This is a genomic window from Shewanella sp. 38A_GOM-205m (assembly GCF_000518445.1).
GTDB lineage: Bacteria > Pseudomonadota > Gammaproteobacteria > Enterobacterales > Shewanellaceae > Shewanella > Shewanella algae.
Genome location: NZ_JADP01000009.1, coordinates 83,006 through 101,277, shown reverse-complemented (window position 1 = coordinate 101,277; position 18,272 = coordinate 83,006). Strand labels below are relative to the sequence as shown.

The 18,272-nt window shown below is 52.6% G+C and carries 17 protein-coding genes; 10 read left to right on the top strand and 7 right to left on the bottom strand.

The window, feature by feature from the left end:
• Window positions 1–595 precede the first annotated feature (595 nt).
• From N512_RS0110535 to N512_RS0110490, 10 genes are all read left to right on the top strand, one after another.
• Window positions 596–1,114 carry an Hcp family type VI secretion system effector gene (locus N512_RS0110535; protein ID WP_025009852.1) on the top strand — a complete coding sequence of 173 codons (519 nt, stop codon included), beginning with the start codon at window positions 596–598 and terminating at the stop codon, window positions 1,112–1,114.
• 155 nt (window positions 1,115–1,269) lie between these two features.
• Window positions 1,270–3,342 carry a type VI secretion system Vgr family protein gene (locus N512_RS0110530; RefSeq protein ID WP_028780302.1) on the top strand — a complete coding sequence of 691 codons (2,073 nt, stop codon included), beginning with the start codon at window positions 1,270–1,272 and terminating at the stop codon, window positions 3,340–3,342.
• 4 nt (window positions 3,343–3,346) lie between these two features.
• Window positions 3,347–3,874, top strand: coding sequence for a DUF4123 domain-containing protein (locus tag N512_RS0110525; RefSeq protein ID WP_028780301.1), 528 nt, complete (start codon window positions 3,347–3,349; stop codon window positions 3,872–3,874).
• A 1-nt stretch (window position 3,875) separates the two neighbouring features.
• Window positions 3,876–4,166, top strand: a complete 291-nt coding sequence (locus tag N512_RS0110520; protein ID WP_025012114.1) for a PAAR domain-containing protein — start codon at window positions 3,876–3,878, stop codon at window positions 4,164–4,166.
• A 10-nt stretch (window positions 4,167–4,176) separates the two neighbouring features.
• Complete coding sequence (locus N512_RS0110515) at window positions 4,177–4,533, top strand: hypothetical protein (protein WP_028780300.1); 357 nt, start codon at window positions 4,177–4,179, stop codon at window positions 4,531–4,533.
• On the top strand, window positions 4,523–6,322 hold the full coding sequence (locus N512_RS0110510; protein ID WP_028780299.1) for a hypothetical protein: 1,800 nt from the start codon (window positions 4,523–4,525) through the stop codon (window positions 6,320–6,322). The genes N512_RS0110515 and N512_RS0110510 overlap by 11 nt, the downstream gene beginning before the upstream one ends.
• Before the next feature lie 2 nt (window positions 6,323–6,324).
• Window positions 6,325–7,449 carry a hypothetical protein gene (locus N512_RS0110505; protein WP_028780298.1) on the top strand — a complete coding sequence of 375 codons (1,125 nt, stop codon included), beginning with the start codon at window positions 6,325–6,327 and terminating at the stop codon, window positions 7,447–7,449.
• A 135-nt stretch (window positions 7,450–7,584) separates the two neighbouring features.
• Entirely contained in the window at window positions 7,585–7,860 is a 276-nt protein-coding gene (locus N512_RS0110500; RefSeq protein WP_156029163.1) for a hypothetical protein, read from the top strand.
• 16 nt (window positions 7,861–7,876) lie between these two features.
• Window positions 7,877–8,617 (top strand): hypothetical protein, encoded by a 741-nt coding sequence (locus N512_RS0110495; RefSeq protein ID WP_156029160.1) that lies wholly within the window; start codon window positions 7,877–7,879, stop codon window positions 8,615–8,617.
• Between the two features lie 100 nt (window positions 8,618–8,717).
• Complete coding sequence (locus N512_RS0110490) at window positions 8,718–9,743, top strand: hypothetical protein (RefSeq protein ID WP_156029157.1); 1,026 nt, start codon at window positions 8,718–8,720, stop codon at window positions 9,741–9,743.
• Between the two features lie 4 nt (window positions 9,744–9,747).
• Here N512_RS0110490 and panP read toward each other — a convergent pair whose 3' ends face one another.
• From panP to N512_RS0110455, 7 genes are all read right to left on the bottom strand, one after another.
• Window positions 9,748–11,394, bottom strand: coding sequence for a pyridoxal-dependent aspartate 1-decarboxylase PanP (panP, locus tag N512_RS0110485; RefSeq protein WP_028780294.1), 1,647 nt, complete (start codon window positions 11,392–11,394; stop codon window positions 9,748–9,750).
• A 140-nt stretch (window positions 11,395–11,534) separates the two neighbouring features.
• Window positions 11,535–12,698: a glycerate kinase gene (locus tag N512_RS0110480; protein ID WP_028780293.1), complete on the bottom strand. Its 1,164-nt coding sequence runs from the start codon at window positions 12,696–12,698 to the stop codon at window positions 11,535–11,537.
• A 54-nt stretch (window positions 12,699–12,752) separates the two neighbouring features.
• Window positions 12,753–14,111, bottom strand: coding sequence for a GntP family permease (locus N512_RS0110475; protein ID WP_025886739.1), 1,359 nt, complete (start codon window positions 14,109–14,111; stop codon window positions 12,753–12,755).
• A 155-nt stretch (window positions 14,112–14,266) separates the two neighbouring features.
• The gene (locus tag N512_RS0110470) at window positions 14,267–15,415 is read right to left on the bottom strand and encodes a sugar diacid recognition domain-containing protein (protein ID WP_028780292.1); all 1,149 of its coding nucleotides are present in this window, start codon (window positions 15,413–15,415) and stop codon (window positions 14,267–14,269) included.
• A gap of 216 nt (window positions 15,416–15,631) precedes the next feature.
• Window positions 15,632–16,252, bottom strand: coding sequence for a uracil-DNA glycosylase family protein (locus tag N512_RS0110465; protein WP_028780291.1), 621 nt, complete (start codon window positions 16,250–16,252; stop codon window positions 15,632–15,634).
• Window positions 16,253–16,358: 106 nt separating this feature from the next.
• Window positions 16,359–16,937 (bottom strand): hypothetical protein, encoded by a 579-nt coding sequence (locus N512_RS22820; RefSeq protein ID WP_051472757.1) that lies wholly within the window; start codon window positions 16,935–16,937, stop codon window positions 16,359–16,361.
• A gap of 200 nt (window positions 16,938–17,137) precedes the next feature.
• Entirely contained in the window at window positions 17,138–18,226 is a 1,089-nt protein-coding gene (locus N512_RS0110455) for a M35 family metallo-endopeptidase (RefSeq protein ID WP_028780290.1), read from the bottom strand.
• Window positions 18,227–18,272: the final 46 nt, after the last annotated feature.

The following is an 18,272-nucleotide window of genomic DNA, read 5'->3' as shown; positions in this document are numbered from 1 at the left end:
AGCTTAGCACGGCAGTTGCAGGGGCTATGATGATGAATTAGATAGCCAAAGTTCGCCGATTATCAAATCTTGGCTCATGAAAATGTCCAATCTCCTACTTCCATCTAACTTATCAACCGGCCGAGACAGAGAAGTAACACAACAAATATGATTGACTTGATACAGACACTATTGAGTTGCTATGAGGCAGGTGAGGCTCCAGTGTTCAAGGCTCACCAAGGTCAGGCCTATGTCTATGGCGGTCATCATGATTCCTCTGCCGGCCTCTCTATTTCGCATATTATCCGGCATATTAACCCGGGACCTTGCGCTGGATATTCTGTACACATACCCGTGCCTGGTAAGTGAGGGATTGCGACGGTCAATCTTAGCCGCCATAAAGCAGCAAAAAATAAGTTTTTAAGGTATGCCTGACTGATTGGGCAATTTCTTGCCCGCCGGGCAATTTTTTGCTCAAGTTCGGGCAATTTTTTGCCCAGCCAATTAGGCTATTTTTTAAACAGTAACGAAATCAATTGATTAAATTTTGGCACGAAGGTTGCCTTAGCTAGGAAGGTTAATCCAAACCTCAGTGAATTTTAAAAAGGAATTTATCATGCCAACACCATGTTATATCTCTATCGAAGGCCAAACTCAGGGCAACCTCACTGCCGGCGCCTTTACTGCGGAATCCGTCGGTGACATCTTTGTGGAAGGCCATGAAGACGAGATGCTGGTTCAGGAGTTCAACCACATTGTGACTGTGCCAACCGACCCTCAGTCCGGCATGCCTTCCGGTCAGCGTGTGCACAAGCCGTTCAAGTTCACCGTCGCGCTGAACAAAGCCGTTCCCTTGATGTACAACTCACTCTCTTCCGGTGAGAAACTGACCAAGGTTGAGCTCAAGTGGTACCGCACTTCTATCGAAGGTAAGCAAGAGCATTTCTTCACGACCAAGCTGGAAGGCGCCACTATCATAGATATCAACTGCAATATGCCTCACTGCCAGGATCCCAATAAGGCTGACTTTACTCAGTTGGTTGAAGTGTCCATGGCTTATCGCAAGATAGACTGGGATCACGTCAGCGCCGGAACCTCTGGAGCCGACGATTGGCGCAAGCCCATCGAAGCATAATTCATTCAGCAACTGTTTTCTAAGAGGTGTTCCGGCTGATAGCCGGGCGCCTCTTGTTATCTGATGTAAAGGTTTTGCAAATAGGTTTTCGATGACATTAAAAGAGTGATTCTATCGGATTAGAGTCAGGACGAACTCGAACAAGGATACCGGCTATGTTTTATCTTGGCAGTGGTTTGCGGTTTCATTTCAAGGCAGAAGCGGAGGCGGACGATAGTTTCAACCTGCTGTCGTTTGATTTTGATGAGCAGTTGTCTTCGCCCTTCAAGGGAGAGTTGATATTACTGAGCCGCAGGGATGATATTACTGCCGAGCAGATAGTCGATAAGAATGGCGTCTTGAGTATTTGGCAGGACGGTGTTCGAGTCAGGAGTTTTCACGGCATAGTCAGTCGCTTTGCCAAGGAAGACTCGGGCCATAAACAGACCCAATACAAGCTGACCATGGAACCTGCCATGGCGCGGCTGCGGCTGAGACAAAACAGCCGTATCTTTCAGGAAAAGTCCCTCAAACAGATTTTCAGCACCCTGCTTGATGAAATGGGTATCAGTGATTATGCCTTCAGTTGGGATGCACGCTACGAGTCGGAAAAGCGCGAATACTGTGTTCAGTATCGGGAGTCGGACTTTGACTTTATCACCCGTCTTGCGGCTGAGGCCGGGGTGTTTTGGTATTTCGAATTCAGTGACGACAAACATACGCTGATTTTCTGTGATGCCACCAGCAAGCTGCCAGCGGCCAAACAACTATTCCCCTATAACGCCTTGAGCGGCGGTGACAGCGAAGTGCCTTTTGTCCGCAGCTTCAGTTACGCCAAGCAACTGGCGAGTGCCAAGACCGAACTCAAGGATTACAGCTTCAAAAAGCCCGCTTATAGCTTTTTGCAGGATGATATTGCCAATCAGCTCGATTTCCAGCAAGCGGGATCTGAAGTGCTTTATGAACACTATGATTATCCGGGGCGTTACAAGGATGATGCCCAGGGAGAGCTTTTCACGCGTGCCAGATTGCAGGCGTTACGGAATGAAACCCAAATGGCATCGGCAATGTCCGATATTGCTGATGCCGGTGCCGGTATCAAGTTCAACTTGGGCGAACATCCAGATGCGGCGTTTAACCGTGATTGGTTGCTTGTGGGGGTAAAACACAGTGGGATCCAGGGCGCAGCGGCAGAGGAGGGGAACAGTAGCACCCCGACTCAGTATCAAAACCAGTTATTGGCAATTGAAGGGCACCTTCCCTGGTTACCGCTTCCGGCCACCAAACCCTTGGTGACAGGGCCACACATGGCTATTGTCGTGGGGCCGGATAATGAAGAGATCTTTTGTGATGAATTTGGCCGGGTCAAGGTGCAATTTCCCTGGGACAGATATGGCCGGGCCGATGAGCACAGCAGCTGTTGGGTTCGTGTCAGCCAGGGGTGGGCCGGTGGTCAGTACGGTTTTATGGCGGTTCCACGCATTGGTCATGAGGTCATAGTCTCTTTTCTTGAAGGCGATCCGGACCAACCTATCATTACCGGTCGCACATACCATGCTGCCAACCCTGTGCCCTATGTATTGCCGACTAACAAAACCAAAACCGTGCTCAAGACCCAAACCCACAAGGGGCCGGGATTCAATGAGTTGAGTTTTGAGGATGCCGCCGAAAATCAGCTCATCTATTTGCATGCCCAGAAAGATCATAAGCTGGAAATCAACCACGACCAGCACTATCAGGTGGGTAACGATAGAGAAAAGCATATAGGACGGGATCAGCGCCTGAACGTGGGGCAGGATGAGTTTCTGGAAATAGGTCGAGATCAGCAGGCATTGATTGGTCAGGATCAAAAGCTGGAAGTGACCAGAGACAGGCAAACCCTGATCAAGCGTCATTATCGCCTCGAAGTCATGGATCGTCGTCACGAGTACTCCAGAGCCAATCACGATTTGGAAGTGGGCGGCCATTACACCCAGAAGGTTGAGGGAAAGGTGTTATTGGAAGCCGGTGAAAGTGTACTGGTGCACACCAAGTCGCTCACCCTCAATGGCTCGGAGAAAGTCACTATTCAGGGGCCAGGAGGCAAGATACTCATAGATTCCGGCGGGATCACTCTCGAAGCTCCCAATATCAAGCTCAAGGGGCCAGTGGCTGTAACAACCGGAGCCAAGCCTCAATTGGCGACGCTGAAGAGTGCCGCAGAAGAGGGCAACCCGATAGTCGATCTTTGTCCCGATTGCGGAGAATAACAGTATGACTATGGTGAAAGAAAATAGCCTCAAGGCGTTTGGGCCCAACTACTTGGTCTTGGATGCAGCGCTATGCCCCGAGCCCTTGTGGTTTGCCAAAGGGGCCGGAGCCGAGTGTCATAGCCTGTTTGATTACAGGGATCAGGCATTGGTGGATAACGGCCCTTGGTTACTCCATCTTGCGGGACAGGATGAGCTGATAAAACTGGTGCTGGAGAAAGACACCCATGGTCACAGCGCGCTGTGGTGCAAGAGTGACCTAGCCCTGCAGCCACTGAAAGAAGCACTGGGGCAAAGGTTGTATGCCGTCAAGCCTGATGGTGAAACTACTCGTTTTCGTTTCTACGACCCCAGGGTCTTACATCACTATTTAACCGAAGAAACGCAGGCCAGAAGGGATGCATTTCTTGAGCCTTTGGGGTCAGTGCTCTATGCATCGCTTAACCCCTTTCGTTTCAATAGCCATTGGCTGAATTGGCAAAGGGAGCCGGACGGATACGGCTGTCAGGCGATATCGATTAAGGAGGATTAATATGGGTACTCCGGTTGCATTGAAAGGACATCAACATATTTGCCCTATGTTCAGCGGCAATACCCCTCATGTTGGTGGACCGATAAATCAGGGAGAAAGTGCTCTGACGGTCAACGGTATTCCTGTGGCCTTAACCGGGCACAAGTGTGACTGCCAGGTTGGCGGGCCAGATACCCTGGTTCAGGGACATCCGAGTTTGACCGTCAATGGCATCGCCGTGGTATTGCAGGGTGCGTCCACGGCCCATGGCGGCAAAGTCATTCAGGGAGATGCTGCCTTGACAGTGTCTTAAGGAGAAGCGAATGAGCTGGGAACTGAGTCAGGAAATCATGGATGCGATGCCAAACTGGCAAAGGCGAAACCAGATCCATGCCCTCGCACGTCACCTGTTATCACTGGAAAGTCCACCAACAGATGGGCAGGCATGCTATGACTGGCTCGAACAGCAAGTCAGTCAGGCTTATCAATATGGATTCACCGAGCTGAGTCATCTGCGCTTGGTTGCCGAGGCCTTGTTTTTGGCACAAGTGTCACTCGATGACCCGAAAGTGAGTGCCATAGTGACCAAGACCGGCTTGCCCTCAGGGCGAGCGGCTATCTTGTTGCAGTGGGCCAAGGAACAGCAATCTTCTACCATGGAGTCTGGTTATGAGCTGTAACGCTGATTGTAAATGCCGCAAGGGTATTGTGGCGCTGGTGTTCGTCCCCGGCATTATGGGCACCCGATTGATGAACAAAAAGAGTGGCGACTCAGTATGGGATCCTGCTGCCGGGGGAAAGTTCAGTGGTCCCAGCAGTACCGCCATGGAGCTGAAGGCCGAACGTGAAGCCGAGCTTGCTGCGGCGCAGGCGGACGATGATGATGGTTTCTTTGAGGGGATAGGTAAATGGTTTAATCGAAAGTGGATAGGGATAAAGGAAAAGGGACGCGGAATAGCGGAAACCGGCCGTAAGTACCGAACCAAAGCCGCCGCGTGGCATCGGATCAAAGATTTGATTTTTGCCGGCCCGGTGCAGCGTAAGGCCTTGTTGGTTAATGGTAAAACTAAAAAGAAAGGGGATCCGATAATCGATCGGGATGATCATTTATTGGTGGAAGACCCAGGCACCGAAGACTATTTCAGGGTCTATACCTCAGTACCCAAGTCGCAGATGGAACTCAAAAAGCGTCGGGGTTGGGGCGAGGTTTTGTGGGACAGCTATGGCCCGCTGCTTAGATATCTTGAGTCGAAGGAGCCGTTATTTAAACGCCTGTATCCCGGGCTGCAATTCCCGGTATTTGCCGTAGGCTATAACTGGATGCGCAGCAATGAATACGCCGGGAAGCGACTCAAGGATAAACTTGAGGAATTCAGGACACAGCTACTCAAGGAAGATAAAGAAGGCGATAACCTGGGGCTGACCAAGGACGATATTAAGTTTGTGGTTATCAGTCACTCAATGGGTGGGTACGCCTCCCGCGCCGGCTTTATCTTAAGCGGCTTGGAATCTCAAGTCGAAGCCGTTATCCATGGCGCCATGCCAACCCACGGCAGCCCCTCCACTTATTTTCAGTTTCGCTGCGGCGCCGTCGGCCACGGTGCTTTGGGGCAGGTCGTCAAAATGGTGCTGGGCAAGAACGCCGCCGATACCACGGCAATACTGGGCTTTTGTCAGGGCGGGCTGGAACTGATGCCCAATAAGCTCTACGTGGATGCGGCCAATAAGGGGGAGTGGCTGTTTGTCAATAAGGATCCGGCGAAACAGACAGACAAACGGGAATTGTTGCAGATAGGTTATGGCAGTGGCATTTATGACTTCTACCGCCGTTTCGATACCTGGTATAGCCTGGTTCAGCCTCCCTTGTTAGCACCTGAGCTGGCCAATCCAGCCGATGAGAAGCTCGTAGAGCATAAAGATGCGTTTAAAGCTCGTATTGATGCCTGTGAGGAATTTCATGACCAACTGGCGGCTAACTTTCACGCAACGACCACACTGCTCTACAGCAATAACCCTGACACCAAGGCGTTTGATATCTGTGAGTGGCAGCTGCAGAACAGCTTGACCCCAGGGCTGGAGACTGCGGCGGTGGAGCGCTGGCAAGTCATAGGCGATGAAAACCATGACTGGCTCTCTGTCAAGGGCGAAGTCAAACTGCTGAGTAGCAGTGAGCTGGCCGAGCATGAACGCAAGTTAAAGAGCTGGATGGAACAGAACCGTTATGGTCATCAATATGCCCACATGCCGCCTAGGGCTCAAAGTACCAGCTTCAGGTTGGGTAGCGAGACGGCCAAGGGTGATGGTACCGTGCATGAAGGCGCGGGCAAGTATCCCAAAGGGGTGCAGACTATCGGCTTGATAGCGACCCAGGATCACCAAGGATTTTATAATTGCCCCGATGTCAGGGAGCTGATGGTCGGTATGCTTCAGTCTTGGCTTCCGGATATTCACCAGAAATTCAAGGGGTAGAGATGGCAGAAGGTTATCGCAAGAGGATTAAACGCGGGCTGCTCGGCAGTCTGGCAATGGTTTGTTTTTGGCAGGGAGAAGCTGTGATGGCGCAATCGGAAAAAATACAACAAGGGCCGGCGAGTATGGTGTTTACCAAACACTGTGTGGGCCGTTTTGAGTTTGAGTTACCCCAAGAGATGCAACTGCTGACCTCGGGTTATGGTCAGCCGCAGTTCTCTATCGATATCTACCATCAGGATGATAAGGCGGAAAAGCAAGGAGTGATAACCGGTGAGCATCGGCTTGAGCAATGGCTGGAGTATGTGGAGGAGTTGCGTAGTAAGGAAACGACAAAATACTATCCAACCAAATACGTTATAAAAGAACTGGAACCTGAGCTGAAGACGGTTGTTTACTACAAAGACAGAAGAAGGCTAATGCAAGAACCGGACGCAGAACATTACTTTGCAACTTTTTTCTTTAAGGATTTTCCGCAGCAGCAGTTGGGGCTCAGCATTGATGGCCGTGCTAACAAATTCATTGCTCGTAATGCGCCCAATGTGGATGAGATATTGCAGCAGCGGCTGCAATGGATGCGTCAGGCGATAGAGAAGATTGAATATCAGCCCTGGCCGCATAAGCAGGCGGGTGTCTGTTTGCAAAGAAATATCTTGATCACCAATTCCCAGCCACCGATTACCCCTTCAGGGCCTTATCCAACGAGCGCGTATAAGGAAGGTTCTTATCACGAAAACTATCAGGCGGAGTTTTTTAACGGAAAGGATTCACTGTTTGAGATCATCGTAAACGTGTATGGCAAAGGCGAAGAAAAGGGCTTGAAAGAGGAACTGAGCCGCTACAGCGGGATGATGGCCTTTTTCGCCAGCAGCAAGACCAAGGTGGCCGGGCGGGAAGGGCGGCTGTTTATCAGTGATGGCAAATACTCGGATACCCAGCGGGAGTTCACCTGGGTCAGCACTGACAGCAAAATCAACAGTGTCCGTTACGCTCATATGGAGATCAGCGGCAAGATAGAGATCAAGGACTTTCCGCAGATGGCGCCCTTGAATGCCACCGATATGATAGTAGGGCTGCTCAAAGGCGTGCGGGTTAGGGAAAACGGCATGGTCGGAGTGAAGGACTAGCTATAAGAATGAAAGGCTGGAACTCTTGATAGGAGCGAAATGGAGAAACCTTTGATAAGAGCATGCCAGAAGTCCTTAAGTTCACTGCGGCGAAAGCTGTGGTTCTGCTGCCTGGTTTGTGCAGGTTTTCCGCTTTTGACGTACGCCAAGGAGATACCGCCAAGACCGGCCGGCATGGTGTTTACCAAGCACTGTGTAGGTCGGTTTGAATTTGAGTTACCCCAAGAGATGCAACTGCTCACCTCGGGTTATGGTCAGCCGCAGTTTTTTATCAATATCTATCATCAGGATGATAAGGCGGAAAAGAAAGGGGTGATAACCGGTGAACACAGGCTTGAGCAATGGCAGGACTATGTGGAGGAATTACGCTTAAAAGATGCTGAGCTTCATCCAACCAAGTATAGTAGTTAAAGACTTAGAGCCGGACTTGAAAACGTTAGTGTTTTACACAGATCACCGAAGATATGGTCCAGACGAAGATCACCATTTTGCCAGCTTCTTTTTCAAGGATTTTCCGCAGCAGCAGGTGGGGATCAGCATTGATGGGCGAGCGGATAAGTTTATAGCCCGTAACGCCCCCAATGTGGATGAGATATTGCAGCAGCGGCTGCAATGGATGCGTCAGGCGATAGAGAAGATTGAATATCAGCCCTGGCCGCATAAACAGGCGGGCGTCTGTTTGCCGAGAAATATCTTAATCGCCAATTCCCAGCCACCGAAAACCCCTTCAGGGCCTTATCCAACGAGCGCGTATAAGGAAGGCTCTTATCACGAAAACTATGGGGCGGAGTTTTTTAACGGAAAGGATTCACTGTTTGAGATCATCGTGAACGTGTATGGCAAAGGCAAGGAAAAGGGCTTGAGAGAGGAGCTAAGTCGCTACAGCGGTATGATGGCCTTTTTCGCCAGCAGCAAGACCAAGGTGGCCGGGCGGGAAGGGCGGCTGTTTATCAGTGATGGTAAATACTCGGATACCCAGCGGGAGTTTCGTTGGATCAGTACCGACAGCAAGGTCAACAGTGTCCGTTATGCCCATATGGAGATCAGCGGCAAGATAGAGATCAAGGACTTTCAGCAAATGGCGCCCTTGAATGCCACCGATATGATAGTAGGGCTGCTCAAAAGCGTGCGGGTTAGGGAAAACGGCATGGTCGGGGTGAAGGACTAACGCGAGGAGTGAAAGGAAGGAACCGTTGATAAGAAGATGCTTAAGTTTACTGCGGCGAAAGCTGTGGCCCTGTTGCCTGGTTTGTACAGGTTTTCCCCTTTTGACGTACGCCGAGGAGATACCGCCTGGGCCGGCCGGCATGGTGTTTACCAAACACTGTGTGGGCCGTTTTGAGTTTGAGTTACCCCAAGAGATGCAACTGCTCACCTCGGGTTATGGTCAGCCGCAGTTTTTTATCAACATCTATCATCAGAACAATACCGACCGCAAGAAAGGGGTGATAACCGGTGAGCATAGGCTTGAGCAATGGCTGGCTTACGTGGAGGAGTTGCGTATTAAAGACGCCGAACACTATCCGACCAAATATGTTATCAAAGATCTGGAGCCGAACTTGAAAACGGTGGTGTACTATAAAGACCGCAGAAAGTTAAACAAAGATCCAAACGCCAAGCATTTTTTTACCAGCTTCTTTTTCAAGGATTTTCCGCAGCAGCAGTTGGGGATCAGTGTTGAAGGCAGTGCCAATGAATTCATTGCCCGCAATGCGCCCAATGTGGATGAGATATTGCAGCAGCGGCTGCAATGGATGCGTCAGGCGATAGATAAGATTGAATATCAGCCCTGGCCGCATAAGCAAGCGGGCGTTTGTTTGCAAAGAAATTTATTAGTTGCCAATCTTCAGCCACTCAAAGACGAACTCGGAGATTATCACGAAAACTATGGGGCAGAGTTTTTTAATGGTGCAGACAAAGGCTCAATGTTTAAGGTGTTAGTGAATGTGTACGGCAAAGGTGAAGAAAAAGCCTTGAAAGAGGAGCTGAGCCGCTACAGCGGCATGATGGCCTTTTTTGCCAGCAGCAAGACCAAGGTGGCCGGGCGGGAAGGACGGCTATTTATCAGTGATGGTAAATACTCGGATACCCAGCGGGAGTTTACCTGGGTCAGCACCGACAGCAAAATCAACAGTGTCCGTTACGCCCATATGGAGATCAGCGGCAAGATAGAGATCAAGGACTTTCCTGCAATGGCGCCCTTGAATGCCACCGATATGATAGTGGGGCTGCTCAAAAGCGTGCGGGTGCGGGAAAACGGCATGCAGGGCGTGACTCAGCATCGCCCTCAATAAATGTTTAGTTGCAGGCTTGCTTTAGCACCTGCAGTAGCCCGGTTTCAGAAGCTGCCAGCTCAGTTTGTTCGTTTAATACATCTGCCAGTATGGTGTCTGTGGTCAGCGGGTTGGCCAGCACCACCCGGAATACAGTCACGGTTTCTCTGTGATATCGGGCGGGTTGGATCCGGGTGCGGGACACAAAAGACTTGCCTTGTTCACGTTGTTTTTTCTGAATGGCACGAGTGAGGTCATCAAGAATGCCATTGATCTCTTTGACCTTTTCAAGATTGCCCTGTGCCAATTGCCGGTTCAGAGCGGTTTGTGCCCAAGAGGGGCACCAACGGTAGGTGAGCAGACACAATTCGGGCGCACTCACCAGTTCAAATTCGCTGTGTTGCTCAATCAAGCCGGCAAAGAAGCGTGCCTTTTCAAGCGAATTATTGATCAGTATTTCATAGCCTTCCTTGCCGATTATCTGCATGCAGGCATGCACCAGCATGGCCATTCCTGGACGGGAACCTTCCAGAGTCTGGCTGCCCAAATCCTTGGAACCTTTACGCAAAATATATTCGGCATGATGCACAATTGCCCGGGCCAGTTCAGGCTGTTTGAACAGCACCATACCGGCCCCCATAGGGACATACATCTGTTTATGGGCATCTATGGTCACTGAGTCTGCCAGTTCTATCCCTTTGAGCAGATGGCGATATTTGCTGGATAACAAGCTGGCTCCGCCCCAGGCGGCATCAATATGAAAGTGGCAATTGAGCTCGGTTGCCAACTCGGCCAGCTCAGGTAGAGGATCTATGTTACCGGTTTCTGTGGTGCCGGCGACGCCAACTATCGCCATGACTCGGATGCCCTGCCGGGCCAGCTTGGTGGCCGCCTCGCGCATGGCGTCAACATCGACCTTATTGTTGGCATCGGTCGCGATTGAAACTATGTTATCCCGGCCAATGCCCAACAGATCGGCAGCTTTGCCCAGAGAGTAATGGCCGCGCTCGGACACCAGTATCGCCAGGCTCTTCCAACCGTAGTGGCAGAGCGCCGCGCCTAAGCCTTCACGATTGATACCGCGAAATTCACCGTCAGCCTTGAGCAGTTGGTTGCGGGCAATCCATAGGGCGGTGATATTGGCTACAGTGCCGCCGGAGCAGAAGGCTCCCAGAGCATGATTGGCGCTGTGCATCCACTGGTGATAGAAGTCGGTGGTTTCGCCATAAATGAGGTGATGCATCATCCCCAGCACCTGCCGCTCCATGGGCGTGAAGGCCTTGGAGGTTTCGATTTTGACCAGATTCTGATTCAGGCCCACCATCATTTTCGACAAGGGCAACACGAAGTAGGGCAGCGCCGATGTCATATGGCCGATAAAGCTGGGGGCGGCGGTGTGTACTGAATGCGCCACTAAATTCTGCATCATCTCTTCTGTGTAGTCAGAAACAAATCTGGGTTGACGCGGGATTTCAAAGGCCTGGAAATCCTTTTCGATTTCACTCAGGGGCTTTTCCTGCGCGGCAATATTCTGGGTCAGAAAACCAGCGAGATCTTGAGACAATGCCTGCTCTATGCGGCTCAGGGTCGATTCCGGTGCTTCGGGCACAGTAAAGATACGCATCAGAGAGTTTTCTGAGGCGGTGGCCTGGCGTTGCTTGCTGGCGGTCATTGGGCTTTGGTCTCACACTGTATCTGCCTGTGTCTGCACAGGTCTTGAAATGGCAGCTCACTTTACTGCAAGGATTGCGGTCAGACAAGTTGAAACTGAAGCGAAAAAGCGGCGGGCCACAGAGGTTGGCCCGCGAAAAATCAATTGGCGTTATTCAGTTGCAGAGCCAGCAGAGCGGCGATATTGCTCGAGGTACGCTGCAGATTGGCTCTGGCTTCGGCCAGCGCCTTGGGCAAGTCGCAGGCCGAGGGAATGATATCAAAAATGGCGCTCATTCCCTGCTCCAACACCAGCTCTGAGCCAGCTCCCAGACAGCCGGCAATACCAATCACGGGAATGTTGCGCGCCTTTGCCAGGCGCAAAACTCCCATAGGAGTCTTGCCATAGATGGTTTGTCCATCTATGCGTCCCTCGCCGGTGATAACCAGTGCTGCGCCTTCAAGTTTGGCATCCAGCCCCACAGCCTGCATGACTATGTCGATACCGGGGCGCAGCTCGGCGCCCAGAAATGCCATCACCCCAAGTCCCATGCCACCGGCGGCGCCGGCACCACTTTGCTGGCGCTTATCTTCAAAGCCGCTCTGAGCCAGGATATCGGCAAAGTGGCCGAGGGCGGCGTCAAGCTCGGCGACCATTTCCTCAGTGGCTCCCTTTTGCGGCCCGAATACCGCCGAAGCGCCGCGCTCGCCACATAAAGGGTTGTCCACATCACAAGCCACTTCAAAATGGCAGTCAGTGAGCGCCGGATGCAGTTGGCTGCAGTCCAGTGTTGCCAAGGCCGCGAGCGCCGCCCCGCCCGGGCTTATTTCCAGCCCGGCACTATCCAATAGTTTGGCGCCCAGCGCCTTGGCCATACCGGCGCCGCCATCATTGGTGGCACTGCCGCCAAGGCCTATGATGAAGTGGCGAATGCCACGTTCCATGGCATCGACAATCAACTCGCCGGTGCCGTAACTGGTGGTGAGCCTTGGATTGCGAAGCGCCGGGCTGACATGATGCAGCCCGGAGGCGGCCGCCATTTCGATAACTGCAGTTCGGATGCCACTGGTGCCACCTTCTGTACCCAGAATGCCGTAATGGGCCTTCACTGGTTGTCCGAGTGGGCCACAGACTTCAAGCTCGACCAGGTGACCATTGGTCGCATCGACCATAGATTGCACTGTGCCTTCGCCGCCGTCGGCCACCGGCACTTTGAGGTACTCGGCATCCGGCAGCCTGTGTTTAAAGCCTGCTTCAATTTCATTGGCCACTTCGAGGGCGCTCAGGCTTTCCTTGAAGGAATCCGGTGCTATCACTATTTTCATCTGATTTCCTGTACAACGGGCTGCCGGTGAAACCGGCAGCAGCAAGGGAAGAGTTTAGAGCAGAACCAGGCTAAGCAGCCAGACGAAGATGATGGCGGTGATCCCCTGAATTAGGGTCGCCATAGTCTGAGCCCGGTAGGCCTGGGCTACGCTCATGCGGCTAAACTGAGTGACCACCCAGAAGAAGCTGTCGTTGGCGTGGGACACCGTCATGGCACCGGCGCCTATGGCCATGACGGTCAGCACCCGGCCCATTTCGCTTCCAAGGCCGATATCTCCCAACATGGGGGCCACCAGAGCCGAAGTGGCTACCAGCGCCACAGTGGAGGAGCCTTGAGCCGACTTCAGTGCCGCCGCTACCAGGAAGGGCATAAAGATACCTATACCCAGAGCCGACAGTGAAGTACCGATAAAGTCACCGATAGGCGTGGCTTTGATCACAGCGCCAAAAGCGCCGCCGGCCCCGGTAATCAGCAGTATGGGGGCGGCAACAGCCAGGCCCTGTGAGATACGATCGGAAAACTCTTTGACCTTGTTGTCGCCCTTGAGCAGCAAGAGTGACAGCCCCAGGCCTATCATCAAGGCGTTGAGCGGTTGGCCGAGGAAATGGAACAGGCTGAACAGCATGCCTTCACCCATGGGCTTGGAGGGGAAGGCGGCGATAGAGCCAAGGCAGATCAGCAAAATAGGAACAAAAATAGGTGAGAACGCCGCCAAGGGGCTTGGCAGCTTGCCATAAGCAGCCTTGAGTGTTTCAAATTCTTCGGCAGAAGCCTTGAGCTCTTCGGCGCCTTCGCCATCCGGCTCGGTGTTCATAAAGCGGTTGGCCCAGAGTAAACCGGCGAAGGCGGCAACGGCAGAAACCAGGATGCCGACGGCAATCACCAGCCCCAGACTGGCTTCCAGTTGCAGGTTACCGGCGGCGGCAATCGGGCCGGGAGTGGGCGGCACAAAGGTATGGGTAGCGTAGAGGCCGGTGGCCAGGGCGACGCTCATGGCAACGCTGGAAACCTGCATTCTGTTGGCCAGCGACTGTTTCAGGCTGTTGAGGATCACAAAGCCCGAGTCACAAAACACCGGGATGGAAACGATATAACCTATGATGGACATGGTCAGGGTCGGGAAACGCTGCCCGAGCACCTTGATGACCACATCGGCCATGGTGATGGCCGCGCCGCTCTTTTCCAGCACTGTGCCTATGATGGTTCCCAGGACTATCACCAGCCCTATGTAACCAAGAATACCTCCAAAACCACCACTGATGGTTTTGGCGATTTCCCCGGCGGGCAGGCCGAATCCGAAGGCGGCGATAAATGACGCCAGCAGCAGCGTCAAAAAGGGGTGTAGTTTAAATGTTGAGGTGGCGATAACAATAAAGATGATCACCGCCAATAGTACTAGTACCAGGCTCATAAGTGTCCCTTATTGGGTCGTTATTTGTGTAGGGTTGGGGCGCCGGCGCGAAGGCGGGCTGGCGATTATTATCCCAGTTGCCGCGCCGTGATGGCTTTAGGGGAAAATACGGAATTCCCCCCTGAAAGAGGGTAGTTTTTTGTGCGTGTGCACAATTATTTGTGTTCCAGGCGGCTGAGGACTTCTCCCAGGTAGAGTTGCAGCAATCCATCCAGGCTTTGCAGCTCTATGCCGGTGATTTCACTGATACGCTCCAGGCGGTATCTCAGGGTATTACGATGAATAAACAGTGCCTTGGCACACTGTTGTTGGTCGCCGAAGTGTTGCAGATAGGCGCTGAGAGTGCGGGTCAGCAGGCCCTTTTTGTCATGCTGCTGCAGTTTGCGAAAAGGCGCAGCCAGCTCCTGACCGCGCCAGCTATCGACCAGTCCGGCCAGCAATACCGCCAGCGCGTGATCCTGATAGAGGTATTTGGTCTTTTCCGGCGCCCGTTTCTTCCCCAATCTCAGGGTTTCCAGCGCGGTATGAAATGAGCGCCTAATACCGCCTTCACCGGGGAAGAAATGCCCCAGCGCGATTTTGAGCCGGCCCTGGGTGTCGGCCGGCAAACGGGCAAGCAGTTTCTCGATTCGCAGATCCTCAAGTGCCGGATCCCAACTGCGACCATCGAGAAAGGCGGGTTTGAGGATCACCAACTGATCCATGGCGGTCATGGCCACCATGTTGTCCCTTTGGGGATACTCGAGCAAGCGTTGGATCTCCTTGAGATCTGTGGCCTTGCTTTCGCCTTTGGCGAGCTCTATCACGGCAGCAACTCTGGGTTTTTGCAGATCTATCTGCAGCTGGGCAGCCCAGGCACAAAAATCGCTTTCGCTATAATTGTCCCGTTTCAGCAGTTGCAGAATAAATTCTTCCCGCTGGCGTTTATGCCAGAGATCCAGCTCGAGAGAGTTGGCTTGCTCGACCATCATTTCGGCGGTCATTTTCAACAACTCGCCATAGTGCAGCAGCTCTGCCGGATTACCGGTAATGCCGACAACGCCGATTATCTTGCCGTGATAGTGCAGCGGCAGGTTGATCCCGGGTTTGACGCCGTGCAGGCTGTGGCGACTGCCTTCATCTATCACTACAGTGCGGTTTTGGGCTATGGCCAGAAGGGCGCCCTCATGGACACTGTTGAGTCGCTGCTTGTCGCCAGAGCCGAGGATCACCCCTTGACTGTTCATCACATTGATATTGTGGTCGATGATATTCATGGTGCGATCCACTATCTGCTGCGCGGTCGCGGCGTCGAGAAAATACATGCGAGCCTCTAGGGTCTGTTGACCTTTCATGGTTGGATTTTGCTCGTACTAGACGCATTTTAATCGCGACGCAAGGTATGCAACCTAGGGGCCTAGGTAAATACCTTGCAACAAAGAGTAAAGCGCGTCTAGCCGAGCCCTTTGGGTAGCATTTGTCGTTGTTTGGTATAAAAAACGACAAAAGCTGCAAAAACCATCTTCAAGGGTCAACAGACCCTAATGTGCTAATAACTCGGCGACTCTCTGCCTGAGCCTGGGTAACAGGTTTTGCTCAAATTCGGGGTGCTGTTTAAACCAGAGGCGATTACGCGGACTCGGGTGAGGCAGCACCAGTTTTGTCGGCCACAGCGAATCAGCTTCTGCCACGGCGGTACTGACGGACGCCTTGGCCAGCGAACTGCCATTGAGGTGCCAGGCCATGGCGTATTTGCCGAGGATCAGTGTCAGCTCAATATTGGGCAAGGCGGCAAAAAGCCTTGGGTGCCAGGTGGCTGAGCATTCTGGCCTCGGCGGCATATCACCCTGTTTGCGGCCCTGTTTTTCAACCGTTCCCGGATAGCAAAATCCCATGGGAATGACGGCAAACCGCCTGGGGTCATAAAACTGTTCGCGGCTCACCCCCAGCCACTGCCTTAGCCGGTCGCCGCTGGCATCGTCAAAGGGCAGGCCACGCTCATGGGTTATTCTGCCGGGCGCTTGCCCCGCGATTAAAATCCTGGCGTCAGGGTGGGCCTGCAGTATCGGCTTGGGCGGTAGCGGTAGTTTATCCTGGCACAGGGTGCAGGCTCGCACCTCATCGAGTAGGGGAAAATCACTGGGCAGAGCGGCAGTTTTCATCATATTTCCTGGTTTTTGATGGATATCAGACCCTACTTAGGCTTCGAAAACTAGGCTCCGAAAATCAGGCTCCGAAAACTTGGTTCCGAAGACTAGGCTCCGAAAATCAGCTACCGAAAAAATGTTGCCAGGCCTGAAAGCCTTCATACAAAGTCAGCCCCAGCGCCGCGAGCAGCAACACTATCCGGCTGAGCTTAAAGCCGTTTTCTTTACACTGCTGCCAATCAGGAGCACTCCAGGCGATAAGCATTGCCGGTATAGTCAGCGGCCAGATGATATTGGCCAGCAGCAACAATAAGGCAGAGGTTGCCAGCAAGCGCCAACCGGCCTGAGGCCCGGCGACCTTGGCCGAGTTTTTCAGTTGCAGTGGCAACAACGCCAGCGCCACGGCTATCAACACCAGGCCGAAGTTCATACTGAGATCGGCAATAGAAGCATGATCCCAGAATACAAGTAACAGGGTAATGAGTGGAATGGGCAAGGCCCAATAGATATGGCTGCGGACAAACTCAGGGCGGCTATATTGGCCGTTGAAGTAAAAAACCAGCTGCAGTAGCAGGTTAACCAAAGTAAAACCACCCAGCACCAGTATGGTAAACACCCCGGCCATTAAACCGTCGGGTTGTGCGGCCATGGCCGATAGCGGAAAAAGGGCGACCAAGGCACAAGGATATTTCAACTTCATCAATAGATTCTCATCATAAAGGTTGCGCCTTACATTGGCTTAAAGGCGAAAGGCTTGCAAGTTCTTGATGGCCGTTATGGGATGGCTCTGAGACTATGAGGAAAAAAGGGGCAGTTCCGTCCGCCCAAGCTCACAAGGTAACAGGGAGGTGGGCCGGGGGAGCCGGCCCACGAAAGGTAAATTAATCTGCTGTAGCTTCCTTAGTTTTGAAAGGGGGTGTTTTCAGCAAAGTATTCGTGGCTGTCGGCATTTTGAATCGCCTGGGCAGGATTACTCAGGGCCAGCGATTTGGCGCCACTTTGGCCGTAGACAATGTCATCGGTTCCCGCCACCACATTGAAGTGACTCATTTCATGGACTATGGTGCCGCCCTTGGAGTCGGTGCCCGATACCGGTGCGCTCCAGAAGGCGTTACACATGTAGATCTTGTAAGGTTGAGTCGGGTAAACGTAGGCGTAATAGCTCTTCTTGCAGCTGCAATCGAAGGTGAGTGGCTGATTGTTCAAGGCCGAGTCTATGGCACTGAAGTTACTGCTGACGCTATTCCAGCGGCTGCTGTTGTAACTGCCAAACCAGGTGGCATAACGCACCGAGCTTGAGGGGGTGTTGTTGCTCGCGAGGTATTGTTTGCTGTCTGCCGCCATGGCGCGGGCGGCGTCCAGTCCCGCCAGAATATCGCTCTGTTGGGAATTGCTGCAACGGCCGGTAAAGCTGATACCGTCGGGTGCCGTACCGCCATCGCCACTGCCGGGTTTACCCTTGTTGGCGCCGGACTTGAATTCACGGCCTTCCACATAGAAGCTGACCGGATCTGAATGTATCCCTTCTATCCCTAAGCGGGCCAGCTTCTTTTGTTGGCCCGGGTTGGGGGAGAAGAGTTGCAACGAACTGACATCATAGCTTATCTCGTAGTTGCCGCTGCTGCTCATGTCGTAAAGTGAGGACAACTCTACCTGATAGGACACACTCTCACCGGATTTGAGCTTGATATAGTCCTGTTTGCCGGGAGCCGGGCGTTTGAAATGGGCACCCAGATAGTGACGGTCAAGGCCATCGGCATTGACTTTGAACAGGGATTCTTCCACTCCATCAGCGGCTGTGTACCACTTGAGCAGTTTTACCGGCTGGTTGGCGTCATTGGTCAGGGTCACAGTGACCAACACGTTATCACTGGCCTTATAGCTCTGCTGGCTCATCTCCAGGCTGGCACGAATGCCATCGGCCAGCACGCTGGTACTGGAAAGGGCCGCGAGCAAGGCTATTCCTTGTAGTGTATGAGTGATTCTCATGCCTTTGTCCTCAGGTCATATAGTCTTAATTGTTATGTTTGTTACA

Excerpts from the sequence above, each read along its gene's own strand:
- N512_RS0110470 (WP_028780292.1), bottom strand. The coding sequence starts at position 15,415 with ATGTATTTTCTCGACGCCGCGACCGCGCAGCAGATAGTGGATCGCACC.
- N512_RS0110455 (WP_028780290.1), bottom strand. The coding sequence starts at position 18,226 with ATGAGAATCACTCATACACTACAAGGAATAGCCTTGCTCGCGGCCCTT.
- panP (WP_028780294.1), bottom strand. The coding sequence starts at position 11,394 with ATGACCGCCAGCAAGCAACGCCAGGCCACCGCCTCAGAAAACTCTCTG.
- N512_RS0110520 (WP_025012114.1), top strand. The coding sequence starts at position 3,876 with ATGGGTACTCCGGTTGCATTGAAAGGACATCAACATATTTGCCCTATG.
- N512_RS0110465 (WP_028780291.1), bottom strand. The coding sequence starts at position 16,252 with ATGAAAACTGCCGCTCTGCCCAGTGATTTTCCCCTACTCGATGAGGTG.
- N512_RS0110510 (WP_028780299.1), top strand. The coding sequence starts at position 4,523 with ATGAGCTGTAACGCTGATTGTAAATGCCGCAAGGGTATTGTGGCGCTG.
- N512_RS0110525 (WP_028780301.1), top strand. The coding sequence starts at position 3,347 with ATGACTATGGTGAAAGAAAATAGCCTCAAGGCGTTTGGGCCCAACTAC.
- N512_RS0110530 (WP_028780302.1), top strand. The coding sequence starts at position 1,270 with ATGTTTTATCTTGGCAGTGGTTTGCGGTTTCATTTCAAGGCAGAAGCG.
- N512_RS0110475 (WP_025886739.1), bottom strand. The coding sequence starts at position 14,111 with ATGAGCCTGGTACTAGTACTATTGGCGGTGATCATCTTTATTGTTATC.
- N512_RS0110535 (WP_025009852.1), top strand. The coding sequence starts at position 596 with ATGCCAACACCATGTTATATCTCTATCGAAGGCCAAACTCAGGGCAAC.
- N512_RS0110515 (WP_028780300.1), top strand. The coding sequence starts at position 4,177 with ATGAGCTGGGAACTGAGTCAGGAAATCATGGATGCGATGCCAAACTGG.
- N512_RS22820 (WP_051472757.1), bottom strand. The coding sequence starts at position 16,937 with ATGAAGTTGAAATATCCTTGTGCCTTGGTCGCCCTTTTTCCGCTATCG.
- N512_RS0110480 (WP_028780293.1), bottom strand. The coding sequence starts at position 12,698 with ATGAAAATAGTGATAGCACCGGATTCCTTCAAGGAAAGCCTGAGCGCC.
- N512_RS0110505 (WP_028780298.1), top strand. The coding sequence starts at position 6,325 with ATGGCAGAAGGTTATCGCAAGAGGATTAAACGCGGGCTGCTCGGCAGT.